At 67.3% G+C, this 21,045-nt stretch carries 17 protein-coding genes; 3 read left to right on the top strand and 14 right to left on the bottom strand.

Going from position 1 to position 21,045, the window contains the following annotated elements:
* Window positions 1-533 precede the first annotated feature (533 nt).
* Window positions 534-3,458: a ribonuclease E gene (rne, locus tag RS027_RS02685; RefSeq protein ID WP_311953659.1), complete on the top strand. Its 2,925-nt coding sequence runs from the start codon at window positions 534-536 to the stop codon at window positions 3,456-3,458.
* 78 nt (window positions 3,459-3,536) lie between these two features.
* On the opposite strand, the gene murB is transcribed toward rne, so the two are convergent.
* Genes murB through RS027_RS02650 form a run of 7 tightly spaced genes read right to left on the bottom strand, consistent with a single transcriptional unit; the run spans window position 3,537 to window position 11,140 of the window.
* Complete coding sequence (murB, locus tag RS027_RS02680) at window positions 3,537-4,562, bottom strand: UDP-N-acetylmuramate dehydrogenase (protein ID WP_311953656.1); 1,026 nt, start codon at window positions 4,560-4,562, stop codon at window positions 3,537-3,539.
* Entirely contained in the window at window positions 4,562-5,026 is a 465-nt protein-coding gene (locus RS027_RS02675; protein ID WP_311953652.1) for a low molecular weight protein-tyrosine-phosphatase, read from the bottom strand. The genes murB and RS027_RS02675 overlap by 1 nt, the downstream gene beginning before the upstream one ends.
* On the bottom strand, window positions 5,023-5,817 hold the full coding sequence (gene kdsB, locus RS027_RS02670; protein ID WP_311953641.1) for a 3-deoxy-manno-octulosonate cytidylyltransferase: 795 nt from the start codon (window positions 5,815-5,817) through the stop codon (window positions 5,023-5,025). Before kdsB ends, RS027_RS02675 begins: the two co-directional genes overlap by 4 nt.
* The gene (locus RS027_RS02665; protein WP_311953639.1) at window positions 5,818-6,027 is read right to left on the bottom strand and encodes a Trm112 family protein; all 210 of its coding nucleotides are present in this window, start codon (window positions 6,025-6,027) and stop codon (window positions 5,818-5,820) included.
* Window positions 6,020-7,036, bottom strand: a complete 1,017-nt coding sequence (lpxK, locus tag RS027_RS02660) for a tetraacyldisaccharide 4'-kinase (protein ID WP_311953636.1) — start codon at window positions 7,034-7,036, stop codon at window positions 6,020-6,022. Before lpxK ends, RS027_RS02665 begins: the two co-directional genes overlap by 8 nt.
* Window positions 7,033-8,769 (bottom strand): lipid A export permease/ATP-binding protein MsbA, encoded by a 1,737-nt coding sequence (msbA, locus tag RS027_RS02655; protein ID WP_311953633.1) that lies wholly within the window; start codon window positions 8,767-8,769, stop codon window positions 7,033-7,035. The genes lpxK and msbA overlap by 4 nt, the downstream gene beginning before the upstream one ends.
* 55 nt (window positions 8,770-8,824) lie before the next feature.
* Complete coding sequence (locus tag RS027_RS02650; RefSeq protein ID WP_311953630.1) at window positions 8,825-11,140, bottom strand: DNA internalization-related competence protein ComEC/Rec2; 2,316 nt, start codon at window positions 11,138-11,140, stop codon at window positions 8,825-8,827.
* A gap of 102 nt (window positions 11,141-11,242) precedes the next feature.
* Between RS027_RS02650 and RS027_RS02645 the strand changes: the two genes are divergently transcribed.
* A complete protein-coding gene (locus RS027_RS02645) occupies window positions 11,243-11,794 on the top strand; it encodes a DUF2062 domain-containing protein (RefSeq protein WP_311953627.1) in 552 nt (183 codons plus the stop codon).
* 15 nt (window positions 11,795-11,809) lie between these two features.
* Here the strand turns inward: RS027_RS02645 and RS027_RS02640 are convergent, their stop codons facing one another.
* From RS027_RS02640 to RS027_RS02615, 6 genes are all read right to left on the bottom strand, one after another.
* Window positions 11,810-12,529, bottom strand: coding sequence for an ABC transporter ATP-binding protein (locus RS027_RS02640; protein ID WP_311953623.1), 720 nt, complete (start codon window positions 12,527-12,529; stop codon window positions 11,810-11,812).
* 10 nt (window positions 12,530-12,539) lie between these two features.
* A complete protein-coding gene (locus RS027_RS02635; protein ID WP_311953620.1) occupies window positions 12,540-13,781 on the bottom strand; it encodes a lipoprotein-releasing ABC transporter permease subunit in 1,242 nt (413 codons plus the stop codon).
* Between the two features lie 77 nt (window positions 13,782-13,858).
* Window positions 13,859-14,815 carry a Nudix family hydrolase gene (locus RS027_RS02630; protein WP_311953617.1) on the bottom strand — a complete coding sequence of 319 codons (957 nt, stop codon included), beginning with the start codon at window positions 14,813-14,815 and terminating at the stop codon, window positions 13,859-13,861.
* A gap of 96 nt (window positions 14,816-14,911) precedes the next feature.
* Window positions 14,912-16,141 (bottom strand): bifunctional glutamate N-acetyltransferase/amino-acid acetyltransferase ArgJ, encoded by a 1,230-nt coding sequence (gene argJ / locus RS027_RS02625; RefSeq protein ID WP_311953614.1) that lies wholly within the window; start codon window positions 16,139-16,141, stop codon window positions 14,912-14,914.
* A 64-nt stretch (window positions 16,142-16,205) separates the two neighbouring features.
* Window positions 16,206-18,947: a preprotein translocase subunit SecA gene (gene secA, locus RS027_RS02620; protein WP_311953611.1), complete on the bottom strand. Its 2,742-nt coding sequence runs from the start codon at window positions 18,945-18,947 to the stop codon at window positions 16,206-16,208.
* Between the two features lie 31 nt (window positions 18,948-18,978).
* On the bottom strand, window positions 18,979-19,407 hold the full coding sequence (locus RS027_RS02615) for a hypothetical protein (protein ID WP_311953608.1): 429 nt from the start codon (window positions 19,405-19,407) through the stop codon (window positions 18,979-18,981).
* Window positions 19,408-19,472: 65 nt separating this feature from the next.
* On the opposite strand from RS027_RS02615, the gene RS027_RS02610 reads away from it, so the two are divergent.
* Window positions 19,473-19,931 (top strand): DUF721 domain-containing protein, encoded by a 459-nt coding sequence (locus RS027_RS02610; protein ID WP_311953605.1) that lies wholly within the window; start codon window positions 19,473-19,475, stop codon window positions 19,929-19,931.
* A gap of 118 nt (window positions 19,932-20,049) precedes the next feature.
* Here RS027_RS02610 and lpxC read toward each other — a convergent pair whose 3' ends face one another.
* Window positions 20,050-20,961 carry a UDP-3-O-acyl-N-acetylglucosamine deacetylase gene (lpxC, locus tag RS027_RS02605; protein WP_311953603.1) on the bottom strand — a complete coding sequence of 304 codons (912 nt, stop codon included), beginning with the start codon at window positions 20,959-20,961 and terminating at the stop codon, window positions 20,050-20,052.
* Between the last annotated feature and the right edge of the window lie 84 nt (window positions 20,962-21,045).

Below are 21,045 nucleotides of genomic sequence, written 5' to 3'. Positions count from 1 at the left end.
CGGTGGCTTTACTGTTATATTCCGGAACGCTCGCCCTCCAAGCGTTTCCACGCTTCTGTGTGCCACGCCTCTGCGCACGATTGACAAGTGCCATAGCGCCAGACCAGCGCCACCACAGAAAGCCCGCAAGGCCGGAAAACGCTTGCCTGGGACAAAGCGCCTGCCCGACCGACACGCAGGCCAGAGCCGGACGACGCCGTGTACGCATGGCCGCCGTCGTCTGCGCGCCACGGCAATGATACCCGCGCGCAGCCGTTGTGATCCGCGCAGCACAGCTGCCGCCGGCGACAAGGTTGCCGGCACAGAACACAGGCGCCCGGGGTTTTCCCCGCGCGTCCGCCGGGCGGCGCTGACGATTCAGCGCCTGCCCAGGCAAGGACAAGACAACACGCTACGCCCGGCGCCGCCGTGCTTTTACGTCACCGGGCACGCCCGGCGGCGGGCGAAAACAAGTTCAACGTTGTGCCGGTAGCGCCCGCGCTTATCCGCACCGTTTTTGACGGGCACCGGCACGCAACGCTATGCGAGACAACATGAAACGGATGCTCATCAATGCGACCCAGCCTGAAGAGCTGCGCGTCGCCCTTGTCGATGGTCAACGCCTTTACGATCTGGATATTGAATCCGGCGCCCGCGAGCAGAAAAAAGCCAACATCTACCGCGGCCGGATCACCCGAGTCGAACCTTCCCTGGAAGCCGCCTTTGTCGATTTCGGCGCCGAGCGCCACGGCTTTCTCCCGCTGAAGGAAATCTCCCGGGAATACTTCGTCAAGGACGTCAGCGGCCGCCCCAGCATCAAGGAAGTGATCAAGGAAGGCCAGGAAGTCACCGTCCAGGTGGACAAGGAAGAGCGCGGCAACAAGGGCGCCGCACTCACCACCTTCATCAGCCTGGCCGGGCGCTTTCTGGTCCTCATGCCCAACAACCCCCGCGCCGGCGGCATTTCCCGGCGCATCGAGGGCGAAGACCGCAGCCAGCTCAAAAGCGCCATGAGCCAGCTCACCGTGCCGGATAAAATGGGCCTGATCGTGCGTACCGCGGGCATCGGCCGCACGCCCGAAGAGCTCCAGTGGGATCTGGACTATCTGGTGCAGGTGTGGGAGTCGATCACCGCGGAAGCCGGCAAGCACGCCACGCCCTTTCTGATTTACCGCGAGTCCAACGTCATCATCCGCGCCATGCGCGACTACCTGCGCCAGGATATCGGCGAGGTGCTGATCGACAGCCCCGAGATCCACGCCGAAGCCCTGGGCTTTATCCGCCAGGTGATGCCCTCCTATCAGCAGAAGATCAAGCTTTACGCTGACGAGGTGCCGCTGTTCTCGCGCTTTCAGATCGAGTCGCAGATCGAGACCGCCTACCAGCGCGAAGTCAAACTGCCCTCGGGCGGCTCGATTGTCATCGACCACACCGAAGCGCTGGTGTCCATCGACATCAACTCGGCCCGAGCGACCCGGGGCAGCGACATCGAGGAAACCGCGCTGCAAACCAACAGCGAAGCCGCCGACGAAATCGCCCGCCAGCTGCGCCTGCGCGACATCGGCGGCCTGGTGGTCATCGACTTCATCGACATGGGCCCGGCGCGCAACCAGCGCGAAGTGGAAAACCGCACCCGGGACGCGCTCAAGATCGACCGCGCCCGGGTGCAGATCGGGCGGATTTCGCGCTTTGGCCTGATGGAAATGTCGCGCCAGCGCCTGCGCCCCTCGCTTGGCGAAACCAGCGGCGTGGTCTGCCCGCGCTGTAACGGCCAGGGCACCATCCGCGACGTGCGCTCGCTGTCGCTTTCGGTGATGCGCCTGCTCGAAGAAGAGGCCATGAAAGAGCGCAGCGCCCAGATCCGCGCCATCCTGCCCGTACCGGTCGCCACCTACCTGCTCAACGAAAAGCGCAGCGTGCTGGCCGATATCGAAGCGCGCCAGGACGTTCGCGTGGTGCTGCTGCCGAATCCGGAAATGGACACCCCGCACTATGACGTCCAGCGCCTGCGCGACGACCATCTGGACGGCGGCGATCTGACCGCGGCTTCAAGCTTCGAGCTGTCCGTAGAAAGCGAAGCCGGCAAGGAATCCGACGCCGGCATGACCCCGCCGGCCCAGCGCGACGTTGCCGCGGTCAAGAGCGTGACGCACAACGCGCCGGCCCCCGCTTCGCTGCAAAGCGACGGCCACAGCGCCCCTCGGATGCCCGCTGAAGCCACCCCCGACGCCTCGTCCGGCGTAGTGGGCCGCTTTATCCGCGGCTTTGCCAAGTTCCTGGGGGCCGAAGAGGCGGAACAGGCGCCGGAAACGGCGCAGAGCCGGCCGACATCGGGCTCGAACGAGCGCCCGTCGCGCCCGGCACCGGCCCGGGACAAGCCGGCCGTCGAGCGCCGCCCCTCCAGCGAACGCAGCACGGGCCAGCAGCAAAGCCGTTCAAACAAGAGCGGCAGCGCCGGCAATAACAGCGCTTCGCGTCAAAGCCCGCGCCAGGACACTCGTCAAGACGCTCGCCAGGACACTCGCCAGAACACTCGCCAGGACAAGGGCTCGGCAAAAGACGCCGGCACCAGCGCCAACAACAAGTCCCGCAGTAGCGCGGGCAGCAGTAACGCGAGCGATAACGCGGCAAAAACCGACGCCGCAAGCAAGAGCGCGTCAAACGACCGGCGTAGCAATGCGCCGCGCAGCGACAAGAGCGATGCCGAGCGCAAGCCCGCCGCCGACGAGGACAGTCAGCGGGCAGGTCCCAGCCGCTCGCGCAGCCGTCGCCGTCACCCCCAGCAGGACGGTCAAGGGCAGCAAGACGCGGCGGCCGCGCCGCAGGCGGACAAACCCGCGGACACGCCCGCGGCTCCGCCAAAAGACGCCGAGCCCCAGGCCGGCAAGCAGCGCGACGAGGCCAAAGCCGATCCGGCGGAAGCAGCGCCGGCCGTCACCATGGACAGCACGCCCAAGCGCACGCGCAACAACCCGCGCAAGCGCAGCCGCAAGCAGGCGCTGAACCCCAAGGCCGAGGCCGAGCAGCTCAGGCTCCAGGCCGAAGCCGAGGCGCCGGCGGCCGAAAAGCCGGCCGAGCCGGAAAAGGCAGCCGAAAAGGCCCCGGAGAAAACCGCGGAAAAGGCGCCGGCCAAGGCAGAGAAAAAAGCCGAGGCCCCGGCAGTCGAAAAGCCGGCGGAGCCGGAAAAGGCAGCCGAGAAGGCCCCGGAGAAAACCGCGGAAAAGGCGCCGGCCAAGGCAGAGGAAAAAGCCGACGCCCCGGTAGCCGAAAAGCCCGCGGAGCCGGAAAAGGCGCCGGCCAAGGCAGCGGAAAAAGCCGACGCCCCGGTAGCCGAAAAGCCGGCGGAGCCGGAAAAGGCGGCCGAGAAGGCCCCGGAGAAAACGGCGGAAAAGGCGCCGGCCAAGCCGCGCCGCCGCCGGGCGCATAACGACCCCCGCGAACAGCGTCGTCGCCAGCAGCAGGACAACAGCGCCGAATAAATAGCGCTCGTCCGCCCATGAAAAAGCCCGGTACCCTGGAAAAGGTATCGGGCTTTTTTTATGACGGCGCCTGTGGCGTCACGCCCGGATCGTACGCGGCTCCACTTCCAGCGCCACGCCAAAGCGTTCCCTGACCGCACCGGCCACCTGCCCGGCAGCGCGCTTGAGCCCGGTGCGATCGCCGCCGCCAAAGTGTACCAGCACCAGCGCCTGACGCTCGTGCACGCCAAAGGCGCCAAAGCGCTGCCCTTTTAATCCGCAGCGATCCACCAGCCAGCCGGCGGCCAGCTTGCAGCCGCCGCCCGCCTGGGGGAAGTGCGGCATGTCGGGATGCTGCTCAAGAAGCCGTCGGGCAACGGCATCCGCCACCACCGGATTCTTGAAAAAGCTGCCGGCGTTGGGCAGGCGCTGGGGGTCCGGCAGCTTTTCCCGGCGGATGGCGCTCACCGTTTGCGCGACCTCAAGGGCCGTGGGATCCGGCCCCACCCGGGCGGCCAGGCCGCCGTACCCGAGCACCGGCCGGGGCTTGCGGCCAAGCTCGAGCACCAGGCGGGTGATCACCACCTCGCCTGCCAGCTCGTGCTTGAAAACGCTGTCGCGATAGCCAAACCGGCACTCGCCGGGGGAAAGCCGGCGGGTGCGCCCGCTGGCCAGGTACATGACGTCGACAGCGCGCAGCGCGTCGGCCAGTTCGACGCCGTAGGCGCCGATGTTCTGCACCGGGGCAGCGCCGCAGTCGCCGGGGATCAGCGCCAGGTTTTCCAGCCCCCAGAGCCCGCGTGCGGCAAGGGTCATCACCAGCTCATGCCAGTTGACGCCGGCGCCCACATGGGCCTGAACTTTATCGCCGTCGCGCTCGAGCCACCACTGGCGAAGCGCCGGGCGCACCACTACCCCACCGAGCCTGGGCGGCAGCAGCACGTTGCTGCCGCCGCCGAGCAAGGTAATGCGGTGCCCCACCCGGCGCGCCTCGCCCAGGCAGTCGCGCAGCGCGGATAGCGTTGCCGGCGCGGCAAAAAACGCCGCCCGGCACGGCAGGCCCAGGGTGTTGGCCCGGATAAGCTCGCAGTCGGGCTGCCACGCAGCGGGGGCCGGCGGGCGCATTACCCGGCTGCCTGAATGTGCTCGACAAGCCCCTGGGAGGCGGCTTCGATCATGTCGAGCACCTCTTCAAAGCCCTGCTCGCCGCCGTAATACGGGTCCGGCACCTCGCCCTGGGGCATGCCGGCAAACGCCAGAAAGAGCTCGATATGCGCGTCGTGCGCGTCCGGCTCCATGGCGCGAATGTCGCGCAGGTTGCCGTAGTCCATGGGCAGGATGTAGTCGAACTCGGCAAAGTCCTCGCGGCCAAGCTGGCGGGCCCGAAGATCGCTGATATCGATTCCCCGACGTTTGGCCGCCGCCTGCGCCCGCTCGTCGGGCGGGTTGCCCGCGTGCCAGTCGCCGATACCGCACGAATCCACGGTGATACGCTGCTCAAGCCCTGCCTGCTCCACCGCCCGGCGAAACACGCCTTCGGCGCTCGGCGAACGGCAGATATTGCCCAGACAGACGAATAGCACCTTCATGGTGACTCCCTATCAGAATGGTGATCGCGGGTTGCCGTCAGCCGGCGCACCCGCTCCAGATCATCCGGCGTATCCACGCCGGGTGGGTTGACCGTGCAGGCCAGCGCCACCTGCACGATATGCCCGCGCTGCAGCGCGCGCAGCTGCTCGAGCTGCTCAAGCTGCTCAAGGACGGCCGGTGGCCAGTCGCGAAAGGCGTGTAGAAAGGCCGCGCGGTAGGCATAGATACCGATATGGCGAAGCCAGGCGTCGGTGGTTAACAGCGCCGGCGGGTCGCTGAAGTGCTCGCGGTCCCAGGGCACCGGCGCCCGGGAAAAATACAGCGCCCGGCCGTCGAAGGCGCGAACCACCTTGACTACGTTGGGGTTGAAAAGCGACTCGACCTCGGTGAGCGGCTCGGCAAGCGTGGCGATCGACGCCTCGGGATCATCGGCCAGCCGCCTGGCCACCTGGTCAATCAGCGCCGGAGGCATCAGCGGCTCGTCCCCCTGGACGTTGACCACCAGCGCCTCATCCTCGAGCGCCAGCGCCTCCGTCACTTCGGCCAGCCGGTCGGTGCCCGTGGCGTGATCGGCCCGGGTCATGACCACTTCGGCCCCGTAGGGGGCCAGCGCTTCGCCAATGCGCGCGTCGTCGGTGGCAACCACCACCCGGACGGCACCGCTTTGCCAGGCGCGCCGCCAGACGTGAGCGATCATCGGCTCGCCGGCAATGGGCAAAAGCGGTTTGCCCGGCAGCCGCGTGGAGGCGTAGCGCGCCGGGATCACCGCGGTAAATTCGGGCACGGCCACCTAGGCGTCTCCCGGGCTGCCGGTTGACGCCGGCAGCTTTTCATCCACGCTCAGCTGGCGCGCCTCGTCGGGCAGCATCACCGGAATGTCGTCTTTTATCGGGTAGGCCAGGCCGTCGTAGCGGCAGTGAAGCTCGCCTTCCTCGCGCACGTAGTCAAGCTTGCCCTGGCACTGGGGGCATACCAGCATCGCCAGCAGTTGTTTATCCATGAGCCTGTCTCCTGCAGGTAAGAGCTGCCAGCCATGCGGCCAGCCAGCGTTCAAAATCGGCGGGCAGGACGGCTTCGACGTCCAGTACCCAGCTATCCGGCGGGGCAAGCGCCGCGCACTTCACCGCGTCCTTGGCGGTCATCACGAGCGCCTGCCCGCGCTCTGTTTCAAGATCCCCGGCGCTGAAGCGGTGGTGATCAGCGTAGCCCTGCCAGGTGCCGTGCACGCCCAGCGCCTCCAGAGTGGCAAAAAACCGCGCCGGCCGGCCGATGCCGGCGATGCCGCGCACCGGCAGAGCAAACGGCAGCGGCTCAAGCGCTGAGGGCTTCCCGGTAGCAAGCCGTCGCCAGCGGGCAGGCGCCAGCCGCATGGCAACGGTATCCACGCCCAGCGGCCGTCGGGCCTCGCCGTTCACCAGCACGGCGTCGACGTCCGCAAGCCGCCGAGGCGGCTCGCGCAGGGGGCCGGCCGGCAGGCACTGGCCGTTGCCCAGGCCGCGGGCGCCGTCCACTACCGCAAGCTCCAGGTCGCGCCCCAGCGCCAGATGCTGCAGCCCGTCGTCGCTTATGATGATGTCGCAGCCGGCTTCCACCAGCGCCCGGGCACCCCGGGCGCGCTCGGGGTCGGCCACCACGGCGACGCCGGTCTGCTGGGCGAGCATCAGCGGCTCGTCGCCGCTTTGCGCAACCGGCGTCGCCGATGTAACTCGCAGCGGGTAGCCCTCGGCGCGGCCGCCGTAGCCCCGAGTGATAATCCCCGGCGTATAGCCCCGCTCGCCAAGCCAGCGCGAAAGCCAGGCTACCAGCGGCGACTTGCCGGTGCCGCCCAGGGTGATGTTGCCTACCACTATCACCGGCACCGGCGCGCGCCACACGGCCTTTTTGCCGCGGGCATACGCCCGTCGGCGCCGCTCCATCGCCAGGCGGTAAAGGGCCGCCAGGGGGCGCAGCGGATAAAGCCAAAGGCTGCCGCGGTAGGCCGCCCGAACCCAGCGTTCGGCCAGGCTCACGCCGCGTCCTGAAACTGCAGCCGGTGCAGCGCGGCGTAGGCGCCGTCGGCGTTCAGCAGCTCGCGGTGAGTGCCCTGCTCGATAATACGGCCCTGCTCCATGACCACGATGCGATCGGCGCGCTCGATGGTGGAAAGCCGGTGGGCAATGACCAGAGTCGTGCGCCCTTCGCACACTCGCTCGAGGGCTTTCTGAATATAGCGCTCAGACTCTGTGTCCAGCGCCGAGGTGGCCTCGTCCAGCACCAGGATCGGCGCATCCTTGAAAATCGCCCGAGCAATGGCCAGCCGCTGGCGCTGCCCGCCCGACAGCATGACGCCGTTATCACCCACCCGGGTAGCGTAGCCGTGGGGCAGCGTGTCGATGAACTCGTGGGCGTAAGCCGCCCGGGCCGCGGCTTCGATGGCGGCCGGATCGGGGTCAACGGAGCCGTAGGCAATGTTGTCGGCAACGCTTGCGTTGAATAGGGTCACCTGCTGGGACACCAGGGCTACCTGGCGGCGCAGCGGGGCCAGCTGGTAGTCGCGCACGTCGACGCCGTCGATGGCGATATGCCCGCCGGTGCAGGTATAAAAGCGCGGCAGCAGGCTGGCTAGGGTCGACTTGCCGCTGCCCGAACGCCCGACGATGGCGATGAGCTCGCCGGCCGCGACGTCAAGGTCAATGCCGTGGAGCACGTCGGGCTGGTCGTCGGCGTAGTGGAAGCTGACGCCACGAAAGGCGATGTCGCCGCGCAGGCGATGGGGCAAGCGCTCGCCGCTGTCCTCTTCGGCGGGCTCGTCCATCAGACCGAACAGTTCGATGGAGGCGGCGATGCCCTTCTGGATCTGGCTGTTGATTTCGGTGAGCTGGCGCACCGGCTTGACCATCAGCGCGGCGGCGGTAATGAAGGCGACAAACTCCCCCGGGGTCATGTCGTTGAGCAGCGAAGGCGCCATGGCTACCCAGACAAGCCCCGCCATGGACACGGCCACCAGCATAAGAATCACCGGCGAGCTTGCCGCCTTGGTTACCGCTTCTTTCATGCTCTGGCGGCGGTTTTCTTCGCTGACGCGCTCAAAGCGGCGCTTCTCGTGGGCCTCGGCGCCGTGGGTGCGCACCACGCGATAGCCGGACAGCGCCTCCGAGGCCACGTGGGTAACATCGCCCATGGAGTGCTGTATACGCTTGGAAATGCGCCGGAAGCGCTTGCTGACGTAGCCCACCACCAGCGCAATCAGCGGCGTCACGGCGAGAAACAGCAGCGTCAAAAGCCAGTTGGTCCACAGCAGATAGCCCAGCAGCCCCACCACAAATAGCCCTTCGCGCAGCAGGATGGTCACCGCCTTGGTCGCGGCCCCCGCCACCTGCTCCACGTGATAGGTCACCCGGGACACCAGATGGCCGCTGGAATGGTGGTCAAAAAACACCCCGGGCAGGTGAAGCATATGGGCAAAAACGTCGCAGCGCAGCGTATGAATAACGTAGCGCCCGACGTAAGCCATGAAGTAGGTGCTCAGAAAAGTCCCCAGCCCCCGGGCGGCGAACATGCCGATCACAAACAGCGGCAGAAATACACGGAAGGCGGCGTCGGGGTTCTGGATACCGTCGATCAGGCGCTTCATCAGCTCGGCCAGGGCCGTGCTCGATGCGGCATAGATGGCAAACCCCGTCACTGCCAGGGAAAAGGCGCGCCAGTGCGGCCTGACATAGCCCAGCAGGCGTTTATAAATGGCCAAACCTGTTTCGTTCACGCGGACTCCCGGCGCTAATACACGATGCGCCGATTCTACCTCAAGCCGGCGCCCATCAACACCGCCCGCCTTGCGGGACATCGCGCTCGGTCTTTACTCTGATCGCCTCGCCCGGGATCAGCCAGAACGTCAGCGCCCCGTCGTGGGCGGTATTCCACAGGCAGCTTGCCTGGCGGCGAAAGCGCCTCACCACCGTATCCACCGGGTGCCCAAAGCGGTTGTCGCGCCCGGCGCTGAACACCGCGTGCCGGGGAGCAGTAGCGCGCACGAACTGCACGCCGGAGCTCGTCGCGCTGCCGTGATGCCCGGCTATCAGTACGCTCACCGGCGCGTCGACGACCGACAGAAGCCGGCGCTCGACCCGGGCGCCCACGTCGCCGGTGATCAGCAGCCGGTGCTCGCCTGCCGCTGCCTGCAGCACGCAGGAGCCGTCGTTGGGCGACAGCTCGCCCTGCGCTTCTGCCGGCGGCCAGAGGTGGGCAAACGCCACGCCGTCCCGCTGCCAGCGCTGGCCGCCGCGGCACGGCTGCTGCCCGGCCACCACGGCGTCCCCGGCCGGCGCCAGCCAGCGGGCCACCCGATGCTCTGCCTGCAAAGCGCGAATGCCGCCGGCGTGGTCGGTATCCCGGTGGCTGACTATCACCCGGTCGAAGCGCTGCCCCGGCGGCCACAGGCCCTCAAGGGGCATGAACCCCGAGCGAAACCGCGGACCGGTATCGTAGAGCGTGCGCGAATGGCGGGTGCGAAGCTCAATCAGCTGCCCCTGCCCCACGTCGTAAACCCGCACCCGCAGCGCGCCCTCGGGCAGCGCCGGCGGCGCGGCGGTCATCACCGCCAGCGGCACCAGCAGCAGGCTCAGGGCCCGCAGCGTCCGGGGCACCGCGGGCAGCCCCCAGCACAGCGCGGCCAGGCCAAGGGCAGCGGCCATGGCCGTGATCTGCCCGGCTTCCGGCTCCCACAGCGGCGCCGCGGCAACGGCAAATTCGAGCAGCCCGCGCAGCAGATCGAGCGCCAGGCCAAACAGCCACCAGATCGCCTGGCTGGCGTAGGGTATCGGCGCTGCCAGCCAGCCAAAAAGCGCCAGCGGCACCATGATCATGCTCACCCAGGGGACGGCCAGCAGGTTGATCAGCGGGGCCAGCGGCGCAACCCGGCCAAAGGCCAGCAGCACCGCTCCGGCCATGGCCGGGGCGAGCAGCAGCTGGGAGCGGCACAGCGCCCGCAGCCAGCCGCGCCAGCCTTCCGGCCGGCGGCGGCCCTGCCAGATCACGATCAGCCAGGCCACGGCGACAAACGAAAGCCAAAAGCCGGGGCGCCACACGGCCAGGGGATCGGCCATCGCGATAATTGCCATGGCCAGCCACCACGCCTGCCAGGCGCCGGGGGCATGGCGCCCGGCCAGGGCCCAGAGCCCCACCAGCGCCATGATCAGCGCCCGGGTCGCCGGCGGCGTCAGCCCGGCGAGCAGCGCATAGGCCAAGGCGCAGCCCGCCGCCACCCACCAGGGCCAGAGGCGCAGCCGCCAGCTAAGCGGCGTCAGCCGGCGGGCCCCCGCCCGGGAAAGCCATAGGCCAAACCCCGCCACCAGGCCCACATGGAGCCCCGAAATCACCACCAGATGCGTAGTGCCGCTGGCGTTTAACAGATTCCAGTCGTCCTGGGTAAGGCGGCCGCTTTCGCCAAGCGTGAGCGCGGCCAGCCAGCGGCGGGTGGCCGCATCGCCTGCGTGGCGGTCAATGAAGGCAAGCGCCCGGGGTTTGAGCGACGGCGCGGCGGCGTCGGTTCGCACCGGCGCCGGGGTCTGGCGCACGTAGCCGGTGGCGTGAATGCCTTCGCGCCACAGCCAGGCCTGGTAGTCGAAGGCGCCGGGGTTGCGAAACCCGTGCGGCGGACGCAGGCGCAGGGTCATTTGCCAGCGCTCGCCCCGACGCATGGGTGCCTCGCCGTAAACGCTGACCCGGACCTTGCCCAGCTCGTCGCAGCGCGGCAGGCCGGGCGGCGACTGGCAGCGCTCAACGCTCAGCAGCAAGCGGGGGATGCCGGCGCTGTCGCTCGTCTCGGTCACCCGGGCGCTCACGCTCAGGTCGGCGCCGCTGAGCCCGGCGGGCAGCCGGCTCGCCCGCTCCTGCAAAACGCCGCTCCAGGTCAAAAGCCACACGGCCAGCAGCACCGGCCATAGCGGTCGTCGCCGGCCGACCAGCCCCGCCAGCAGCAGGGCCGCCCCAGGCACAACCGCGGCGAGCAGCGGGTAGTGGCCCGCCGCCCCCGAAGCCCCCATGCCAGCACCGCCCAGGGCCGCGGCGGCCAGGGGCCAGGCCAGGCCCGCACGCCGGCACTTAACGCTCTTGAGACCCCGCTTTTTCGCCGCCATCGCCTGCCCGCTCCCCGGGCCCGCTGTGCGGCGTCACGCTCGCATAGCCGAAGCCACCCAGTATATGGATAATGGTTAGCTTCAAAGGCCAGAGACATCAACATGCCGCGCCGTTTCCTGCAGCGCTACATGCCTCGACCCGACACCCTGAAGCGCCGGCGCTCGCTGCGTTTCATGGCGCCGCTGATCGCCGATCCGAGGCTTTGGGTGCTCACCCGTCGAAGCGTCGCCAACGCCTTCAGCGTCGGCATATTCTGCGCGCTTTTGCCCATCCCCTTTCAGATGGTAGCCGCTGCCGTGGGCGCGCGCCTGAGCCGCTGCAACCTGGCGCTGGCGGTAGGTCTGGTATGGATCACCAACCCGCTGACCATGCCGCTGATCTTTTACGCCAACTACCGGCTGGGGTCGCTGTTTTTCGACACGCCGGTGCGCGAAGCTCCGGTGCGCCTCTCGACCCGCTGGATCGCCGAACAGATGCACGACATCCTGCCGGCTCTGTTTGTCGGCTCGCTGATCTCCGCCGTCATCCTGGCGGCGCTAGCCAACGTCGCCATTCGCCTCATCTGGCGCTGGCACGTCTCCCGGCACTGGCGGCGCCGGCAGCGCAAACGCCGCCAGCGCCGAGCGCGTATCGAGGCCGAATTCGACGACTGAGCCTGACGCCGAGCTTCAGGCGTCAGCGTCCGCCACCAGGTGCCCGCCGTCCAGGCGCAGCACCCGGTCCTGGTGGGCGGCCAGGTCGGTGTCGTGGGTGACGATGACAAAGGCGCAGGCGCTTTCCCGGGCAAGCTCGTCCATCAGCCCGAGAATGGTAGCCGCCGTGGTCTGATCGAGGTTGCCGGTAGGCTCGTCCATCAGCACCAGGCTGGGGTCGGTGACCAGCGCCCGGGCGATGGCCACGCGCTGGCGCTCGCCGCCGGAAAGCTCGCCCGGCTTGTGGTCAGCGCGGGGGGCCATGCCGACGCGCTCGAGCAGCGCCCGAGCGCGCTTTTCCGCCTCGCGCTTGCGCTGGCCGCGAATAATCAGCGGCAGCGCGGCGTTTTCCAGCGCGGTAAACTCCGCCAGCAGATGGTGGAACTGGTAAACAAAGCCGATATAGCGGTTGCGAAAGCGCCCCAGCGCGGCCTCGTTCAGCCCCGCCAGCGGCTCGTCGGCAATCACGATCTGCCCCTGGCTTGGGCGGTCGAGTCCGCCCAGCAGGTTCAAAAGCGTCGTCTTGCCCGAGCCGGAGCTGCCGACAATGGCAACGCGCTCGCCGGCGCGCACGCTGAGCGAGAGCCCGTCGAGCACGGTCAAGTCTTCCGGCCCTTCGCTATAGGTGCGGGTCACGTCCCGGCACTCCAGCATCACCCGGGCCTCGGCGGCGTTGGCGGTTGTCGCGGTCGTCATGGCGGATTCCTTACTCATAGCGCAGCACGTCGGCGGGCTGCACCCGGGCAGCGCGCCAGGCGGGGTACAGCGTGGATAAAAACGTCAGGCCAAACGCCGCCGCGACGATGTTGAGCACGTCGCTGCCGCGCAGCTGCGAGGGCAGTTCGCTGATGAAATACACGCCGGCATCGAGAAAGTGAATGCCGAACGCGCCTTCCACCCAGCCGATCAGATCGGACACCGTAAGCGCCAGCAGCACGCCCGCGGCCACGCCGATGGCAATACCGATCACCCCGATGGCCATGCCCTGCACGATGAAAATGCCCATGATCGAGCGCGGCGTGGCGCCAATGGTGCGCAGAATGGCGATATCGGCGCGCTTGTCGGTGACCACCATCACCAGGGTGGACACGATATTGAACGCCGCCACCGCAATGATCACCGTCAGCAGCAGGCCGATCATGCGCTTTTCCATCTGGATGGCCTGAAACAGGTTGCCCTGGGTGAAGGTCCAGTCGCGACCGCGGTAGCCCGCGCCCAGCTCGTTGACAATGGCCTGGGTCTCGCTGCTGGCGGCGAAGAGGTCATCCAGCTCCAGACGCAGCCCGCCCACCGTGTCGCCCATCCGGGCCAGGGTCTGCATGTCGGCAATGTTGGCGTAGGCCAGGCGGGCATCGAGCTCGGCGCCGACGCTGAAGATGCCGCTCACGGTAAAGCGCTTGAGCCGCGGGAAGACCCCGGCCGGGGTAATCGAGGCCTCGGGCACCAGCAGAGTCACCCGGTCACCCACGCCAACCCCCAGGTTGCGCGCCAGCGCCGACCCCAGCACCACCTTCCAGGTGCCGGGCTGGAGGTCATCGAGGCTGCCGCGCTCCATGTGCTCGTCGATGATCGAGACCTTGCCTTCCCAGCCGGGCTTGATGCCGGTCACCATGCCGCCCTGGTTGCGCCCGCCGGCGGAAAACATGCCCTGCTGCTCGACGTAGGGCGCCGCGCCCACCACGCGCTCGCGCCCGGTCAGCCGCTCGGCGAGCCCTTCCCAGTCCTTGAGGCCGTCGGTGGCTTCGATCTTGGTATGCGGCACCATGCCCAGGATGCGCGTGCGCAGCTCGTGGTCAAAGCCGTTCATCACCGACAGCACCAGGATCAGCACCGCCACGCCGAGCATCAGGCCCAGCATCGAGGTCAGCGAAATAAACGAAATAAAGTGGTTGCGGCGTTTGGCGCGCACGTAGCGCAGCCCCACCAGAAAAGGTAAGCGGTCAAGCATGACGTGCTCCTTGTCGGCAAGCGCTCAGGCAAGCCCGGCGTGCATAAAAACGCCTGCCGAGGCAGGCGCGCGTTGGCTCAGCGCCAGAAGTCACGGATCGAGGCAATGCCCTGGGCCCCGACCGCACGGGCCCGGTTGGCATGCTGGCGCGTCATCCCACCCAGCGCAAACACCGGCATGCCGGCGTGCTCCACGTGCTGCTGAAAGTCATGCCAGCCCATCAGCACCGCATCCGGGTGCGAAGGCGTGGGCGCCAGCGGCGACAGCGTGACCAGGTCGCAGCCAAGCACCGCGGCCTTGTCCAGCTGCTCGGCGCTGTGGGTCGAGGCGCCCAGCCACTTGCCGGCGGGTATCGGCCGCCGGTCAAGCTGGACCAGCCGCTCGCTGGTCAGGTGAGCGCCGTCGGCATCGACCTGCTCGAGCAAGGCGGGGTCGCCGTTGAGCAGCAGCCGGGCGCCGTATTCCCGGCATAGCGAAAGCGCCCGGCGGGCGCGGGCCAGATACTGCTCGCCGTCCAGTATCTTGGCCCGCAGCTGCACCAGCCGCACGCCGTCTTCCTCCAGCGCCCGGGTCAGGCGCTGGTGAAAGACCTCGTCGTCTTCCTCCTCGGCGGTAATCAGGTATTCGGCGGGCAGCATGACCGCCCGCAAAATGGGCAGGTTGGCCGCCGGAAACGCATAGCCCGAGAGCTCATCCATGGGCACCCAGCGCACCGCCTGGCCTTCGCGGCCGAACGGCTCGCCGGAAAACGCGTGGACCTGCCATACGTCGAGCAGAATATGCTTGTCGGGGTATTCGTGGTGCACGCGGATCAGCGGCTGGGCCCGGGAGATTTCTATCCCCAGCTCTTCGTGCAGCTCACGCTTTAAGCCCTCGAGGCCGGTTTCGTAAGGGGCCAGCTTGCCGCCGGGAAACTCCCACAGGCCGCCCTGATCGAAGCTTGAGGGCCGGCGTGCAATCAGCACCTTCTTCTTGTCGTCGCTGATGATTGCCGCGGCGGCAACGTGAACCCGTCGTTTTACCATTGCTTTCATTGCGTCTTTTTCCACTGTTTTGCTGATCGGCCAGAAGCCGACGCCCTCTTGCTGCACGAATCATTGTCGACGCGGATCTCTGCCCGGTCGGGAGGATCAGCTGCGATAGTCGGCGTTGATGGACACGTACTCGTGGGAAAGATCCGAGGTCCACACTCTGGCGTCGCTATCGCCGCGTCCCAGATCAATATGGATGCCGATTTCCTCGCGCGCCATTACCGCGCTGCCGGCGGCTTCGGTATAGCCCGGCGCGCGGCCGCCGCCTTCTACCAAACGCACTTCGTCAAGGTCAATGGTGACACGCCCGACGTCGAAGTCGGCCACCGGCGCGCGCCCCACCGCTGCCAGGATCCGCCCCCAGTTGGCGTCCGAGGCGTAGAGCGCGGTCTTGACCAGCGGCGAATGGGCCACGGTAAAGGCCACGCCCAGCGCCTCCTGACGATCGGTGGCACCGCTTACGTCGAGGGTGACGAACTTGGTGGCGCCCTCGCCGTCGCGGATGATCGACTGGGCGAGCGCCACCAGCACCTGCTCGAGGCCGTCGGCAAAGGCGCGGATTTCGTCATCGGTGGCAACGTCCGCGCCCTGCCCGGTGGCGGCCAGCAGGCAGGCGTCGTTGGTCGAGGTATCGCTGTCCACGGTGATGCAGTTGAACGAGCGGTCAACCGCCTGGCGCAGAAGCCGCTCAAGCAGCGGCTGCTCGATAGCGGCGTCGGTCACCACGAAGCCGAGCATGGTCGCCATGTCCGGGCGGATCATGCCCGAGCCCTTGGCAATGCCGTTGATCGTTACCCGCCGGTCGCCCAGGGGCACCTTAACGCTTGCCCCCTTGAGCCGCGTATCGGTGGTGAGGATACCGGCCGCCGCCTGCTCCCAGGCCTCGCTCTGACCGTCCCGGGCGGCAAACGCCGGGGCAATGCCGGCAAGCAGGGCCTCCATGGGCAGCGTCTCGCCGATCACGCCGGTGGAAAACGGCAGTATCCGGTGGGGCGCCACCCCGGCCTCGGCGGCCAGCGCGCGGCAGCTTTCCCGGGCATCATTAAGCCCCTGGGCGCCGGTGCCGGCGTTGGCGTTGCCGGTATTGATCAGCCAGTAGCGCGGCGCCTGACCCTGCTGGCGGCAGGCGGCCAGATGCTCTCTGGCGACCTCCACCGGCGCGGCGCAAAAGGCGTTGCGGGTGAAAACGCCGGCTACGCTTGCCGTATCGGGCAGCTCGATGACCACCAGATCCCGCCGGCCGGCCTTGCCGATACCGGCCATGGTGGTGCCCAGGCGTACGCCGTCAAGCGCCGGCATTGCGGGAAAGGGTATATTGCCCACCGCCATAGGATGTCCTCCTCTCATCAGCCCGGGCCGTCAGCCGGGGGTTATCAACCTGGGGCATTGCCGCTCAGTTCAGCTTGCCGCAGCAGTGCTTGTACTTCTTGCCCGAGCCGCAGGGACAGAGGTCGTTACGCCCGACCTTGGGCCCTTCCCGGCGCACCGGCTGATCCTCAGCCGCCGCGGCGTCGGGGGCCTCGGACGCGGCTTCATCGGCGCTGGCCTCGGGCTCGTCGTGGCGGCTGGCGGCGGTGGCCTGTTCGCGCTCGAGGGCTTCGCGGCGCTCGCGCTCCAGCGCATCGACCTCTTCGGGCTGGCGCACCTGAACGTGGCTCAGAATCCGCGTGACGTCGGCCTTGATGTTGGACAGCAGCTGCTGAAACAGATCGAAGGACTCGCGCTTGTATTCCTGCTTGGGGTTCTTCTGGGCGTAGCCGCGCAGGTGAATGCCCCGGCGCAGGTGGTCCATGGACTGCAGGTGCTCTTTCCAGCGGGTATCCAGCACCTGCAGCATAACCTGCTTTTCAAACCGCCGGATCAGAACTTCGCCGGCCGCTTCGATCTTGGCCTCGTAGGCCTCCCGGTGCATGGTCTGCAGCCGCTCGCGGAGCTTTTCCTCGCTCAGCCGCTGGTCTTCCCGGGCCCACTCAACCACCGGCGCTTCCAGGTTAAGCTCGGTCTTGAGGTGGGTTTCAAGCCCTGCCAGGTCCCACTGCTCGGCGAGGCTCTGGGGCGGCACGAAGCTGCTGATCGCCTCGTCCATGACTTCTTCCCGGATGCCCGCCACGGCGTCGGCCACGTCTTCGGACTTGAGGATGTCGTTGCGCTGCTCGTAGATCACCCGGCGCTGGTCGTTGGACACGTCGTCGTATTCCAGCAGCTGCTTGCGGATGTCGAAGTTGCGCCCCTCGACCTTCTTCTGGGCCCGCTCCACGGCGTTGGACACCATCTTGTGCTCGATGGCCTCGCCTTCCTCGAGGCCCAGCGCCTTCATCATCCGCTTGACGCGATCAGAGCCGAACAGCCGCATCAGGCTGTCTTCCAGGGAGAGGAAAAACCGCGTGGAGCCGGGGTCGCCCTGGCGTCCGGAGCGCCCGCGCAGCTGGTTGTCGATACGCCGGGATTCGTGGCGCTCGGAGCCCACCACGTGCAGGCCGCCGGCTTCCAGCACCGCGTCGTGGCGCTTTTGCCATTCGCCCTTGAGCGCCTCGACATCCGCCTCGGCGGGATTCTCAAGCCCCGCGGCCTCGGCTTCCCAGTTGCCGCCGAGCACGATGTCCGTTCCCCGGCCGGCCATGTTGGTGGCAATGGTCACGGCCCCGGGGCGCCCGGCCTGGGCGATGATCTCGGCTTCGCTCTGGTGCTGCTTGGCGTTGAGCACGTTAAAGCGCATGCCCGCCTCGCGCATCAGCCGCGCCAGGTACTCGGAGGTGTCAATGGAGGCGGTACCCACCAGCACCGGGCGACCCGCTTCGGTCTGGGCCTGCACGTCCTTGATGATCGCCCGGTATTTTTCCTCGGCGCTCTGGTAGACCAGGTCGTTTTGGTCCTGGCGCGCCTGGGGCCGGTTGGTGGGAATGACGATGACGTCCAGGCCGTAAATCTGGCGAAACTCGAACGCCTCGGTATCCGCCGTGCCGGTCATGCCGGCAAGCTTTTCGTAAAGGCGGAAATAGTTCTGGAAGGTGGTGGAGGCAAGGGTCTGGCTTTCGCGCTGGACGGTAACGCCTTCCTTGGCCTCTACGGCTTGGTGCAGCCCTTCCGACCAGCGCCGCCCGGGCATTGAGCGCCCGGTGTGTTCGTCGACAATGACCACCTGGTCTTCGGCGATGATGTAGTCGACGTCGCGCTGATAGAGGTGGCGCGCGCGCAGCGCCGAATGCATGTGCTGCAAAAGCCCCAGGTTCTGCGCGGCGTACAGCGACTCTTCCTCGCCCAGCAGCCCCTCGGCGCGCATCAGCTCTTCTACGCGGTTGTGCCCCTGCTCGGTGAGCTCTACCTGCTTTTGCTTTTCGTCGAGCAGAAAATCGCCGGTGACCGGAGCGTCTTCCTCTTCCGGCTCCTCACCCTCTTCCAGGTGCTTGGCCAGGCGGTCGACAACGCCGTAGAGCTCGGTGTTTTCATCCACCGCGCCGGAGATGATCAGCGGCGTACGCGCCTCGTCGATGAGAATCGAGTCCACCTCGTCGACGATGGCGTAGTGCAGCGGGCGCTGCACCTTTTCCTCAAGCGAAAAGGCCATGTTGTCGCGCAGGTAGTCAAAGCCGAACTCGTTGTTGGTGCCGTAGGTGATGTCGCAGGCGTAGGCGTGGCGCTTTTCCTCGTTGGCCTGGCCGGAGAATATCACCCCCACCGAAAGCCCCAGGTACTCGTAAAGCGGGCGCATCCAGTCGGCGTCGCGGCGGGCCAGGTAGTCGTTGACCGTGACCACGTGCACGCCCTTGGACGGCAGGGCGTTGAGGTAAACCGCAAGCGTGGCCACCAGGGTCTTGCCCTCGCCGGTTTTCATCTCGGCGATACGCCCGTCGTTGAGCGTCATGCCGCCGACCATCTGCACGTCGAAATGGCGCATTCCCATGACCCGCTTGCTCGCCTCGCGGACGACGGCGAAGGCCTGGGGCAGCAGGCTGTCCAGGGGCTCGCCGTCATCCAGGCGGGCGCGCAGCTCGCCGGTCTTGCCCTGCAGCTCGGCCTCGCTCAGCGCTTCGAATTCGCTTTCCAGCGCGTTGACGTGCTGCACGCTCTTGTGCATGCGTTTGACTTCGCGCTCGTTTTTGGACCCAACGACTTTGCGCAGTACGTTACTGATCATGACCTTTCCACTATGGCTGCCGGAAACGCTATCAGGCGCCCCCGGTAAAAACAGGAAAATGCGCGGCCACCCGCCGGCAGCTGCCGGCCACCGGATTAACCGCGAAGAAACAAGGCGTTGTGGGCAGAGGCGTTGGCGGCCCCCGGCGCGACACCGCATCGAGCGCGGCGACCAGCCCCGGCACCCGGGCAGGCACATGGGGCAGACGGAAGCGGCGGCGACAGCGGCGCCGGCGAGTGACGGCCTGCCGGCGGCGAACCGCGCGGCGCCGAACGCGCATGATGGCCGGCGCCAGCGCCAGCGCATAGACCTGGCGAACGGGCAGCCGCGCGGCCTGACAGGCGTTCAAACCGACGGGGAGCAGGCAGCTGACCAGAAGCCCGGCCAGCCACCAGCGGGCCACGCCGCGCCGGCGGCAGGGCCGCGATGAATTCGCTTGAGGCATCGGCTGGGCGGGCATGCTGGGGTCGCGCTCCTTGGCGTGCTAGGCTTTCATGAATTGGCGCATCCACGCGAGGCAAGCGCATGAGTATAAAGGTTAAGCGTTCCCGCGCACAGCCCATAGGGCAACTGCTCAGGCCCCGGGGCAGCGTCGGCCGGCTGATGCAGATGTCGCGCCTGATCGAACAGGCCCAGTCCCGGCTGCGCGCTGACCTGCCGGAGCCCATGCGCGACCATGTTTTTGTCGGCGGCGTGAGCGAAGGCCGCCTTACGCTGATCTGCGATCGCGCCGCGCTGGTCACCTGGTTGCGCTTTGAGCAGCCGCGCCTTTTGACCCTGCTCCACGGCATCCCCGGGTTTGAAGGCGTGACCGGCCTGCACTTCAAGGTGCGCCCGGTGCGCCCGGTGAAAACGCCCCGCCGTTACTCCCGCACCCTGCCCGAATCCGCCGGCAAGGTGCTCGCCGAATGCGCCGAGGATACCCGCGACCCCAAGCTCAAGGACGCGCTTGAGCGGCTGGCCTCCCACGCGCCCCGCCGCTGACGCGGCCCGAAAGCTGCCGGCAATCGCCAGCGCCTGAACGGCAAAAGGCACCGCCCCGCCCAGGAGTTCTCCTGGCCAGAAGCAGTGCCTTGCTACCCGCCCCGTCATGCCGGCGGCGTTACGCCATGGCCGGCGCGGCGTAGGAAATCGGCGCCACGGCCCTGTCTTCCTCGAAGGTAACGATCTCGTAGGCCTCCGGCCGGGACAGCAGCTCGCGGCACAGCTGGTTATTCAGCGCATGGCCCGACTTCACCCCGCGAAACTCGCCGATGAGGCTGTGACCCAGCTGGTACAGGTCGCCGATGGCATCCAGCACCTTGTGCTTGACGAACTCGTCGTCGTAGCGCAGCCCGCCGTCGTTGACGATGCGGTAGTCGTCCACCACCACGGCGTTTTCCAGGCTGCCCCCGAGGGCCAGATTGTTGGCGCGCAGATGCTCGATATCGCGCATGAAACCAAAGGTCCGCGCCCGGGAGACGTCCTTGACGAAGGAGGTGGTGGAAAAATCGATCAGCGCCGACTGCTTTTGCTGCTCGAATACCGGGTGCGCGAAATCAATGGAAAACGACACCTTGAAGCCTTCGTGGGGAAGAAACACGGCTTCCTTGTCGTCGTCGCCCACGCTCACCCGCTCCTTGATGCGAATAAACTTCTTGGCTGCGTTCTGCTCGCAGATGCCCGCCGACTGGATCAGGAACACGAACGGGCTGGCGCTGCCGTCCATGATCGGCACTTCCCCGGCGCTCAGGTCAACGTAGGCGTTATCGATCCCCAGGCCGGCAAACGCCGACATCAGGTGCTCAACGGTCGCCACCTTGACGCCCCGGTAGGAAAGCGCCGTGCACAGCATGGTGTCTTCCACCAGGTTGGCCCTGGCGGGGACTTCCACCGCCGGCTGCAAATCCGTCCTCACGAACACGATGCCGGTGTTGATGGGCGCCGGACGCAGCGCCATGTGGACTTTGGCGCCAGAGTGCAGCCCCACTCCGGTAGCACGGATAACGTTTTGCAGTGTGCGTTGTTTGATCATGGGGTGAAGTCAGTGCTCCAGTGATGGCCGTGGTGATGGCATAACGGTGATGGCAAAACACGCCGTCTACAGCGCACGCAACCA

The organism is Halomonas garicola, from assembly GCF_031935715.1.
Classification (GTDB): Bacteria; Pseudomonadota; Gammaproteobacteria; order Pseudomonadales; family Halomonadaceae; genus Vreelandella; species Vreelandella garicola.
Note: the sequence above shows the minus strand (reverse complement) of the source record. Positions and strands in the feature narration are given on the sequence as shown.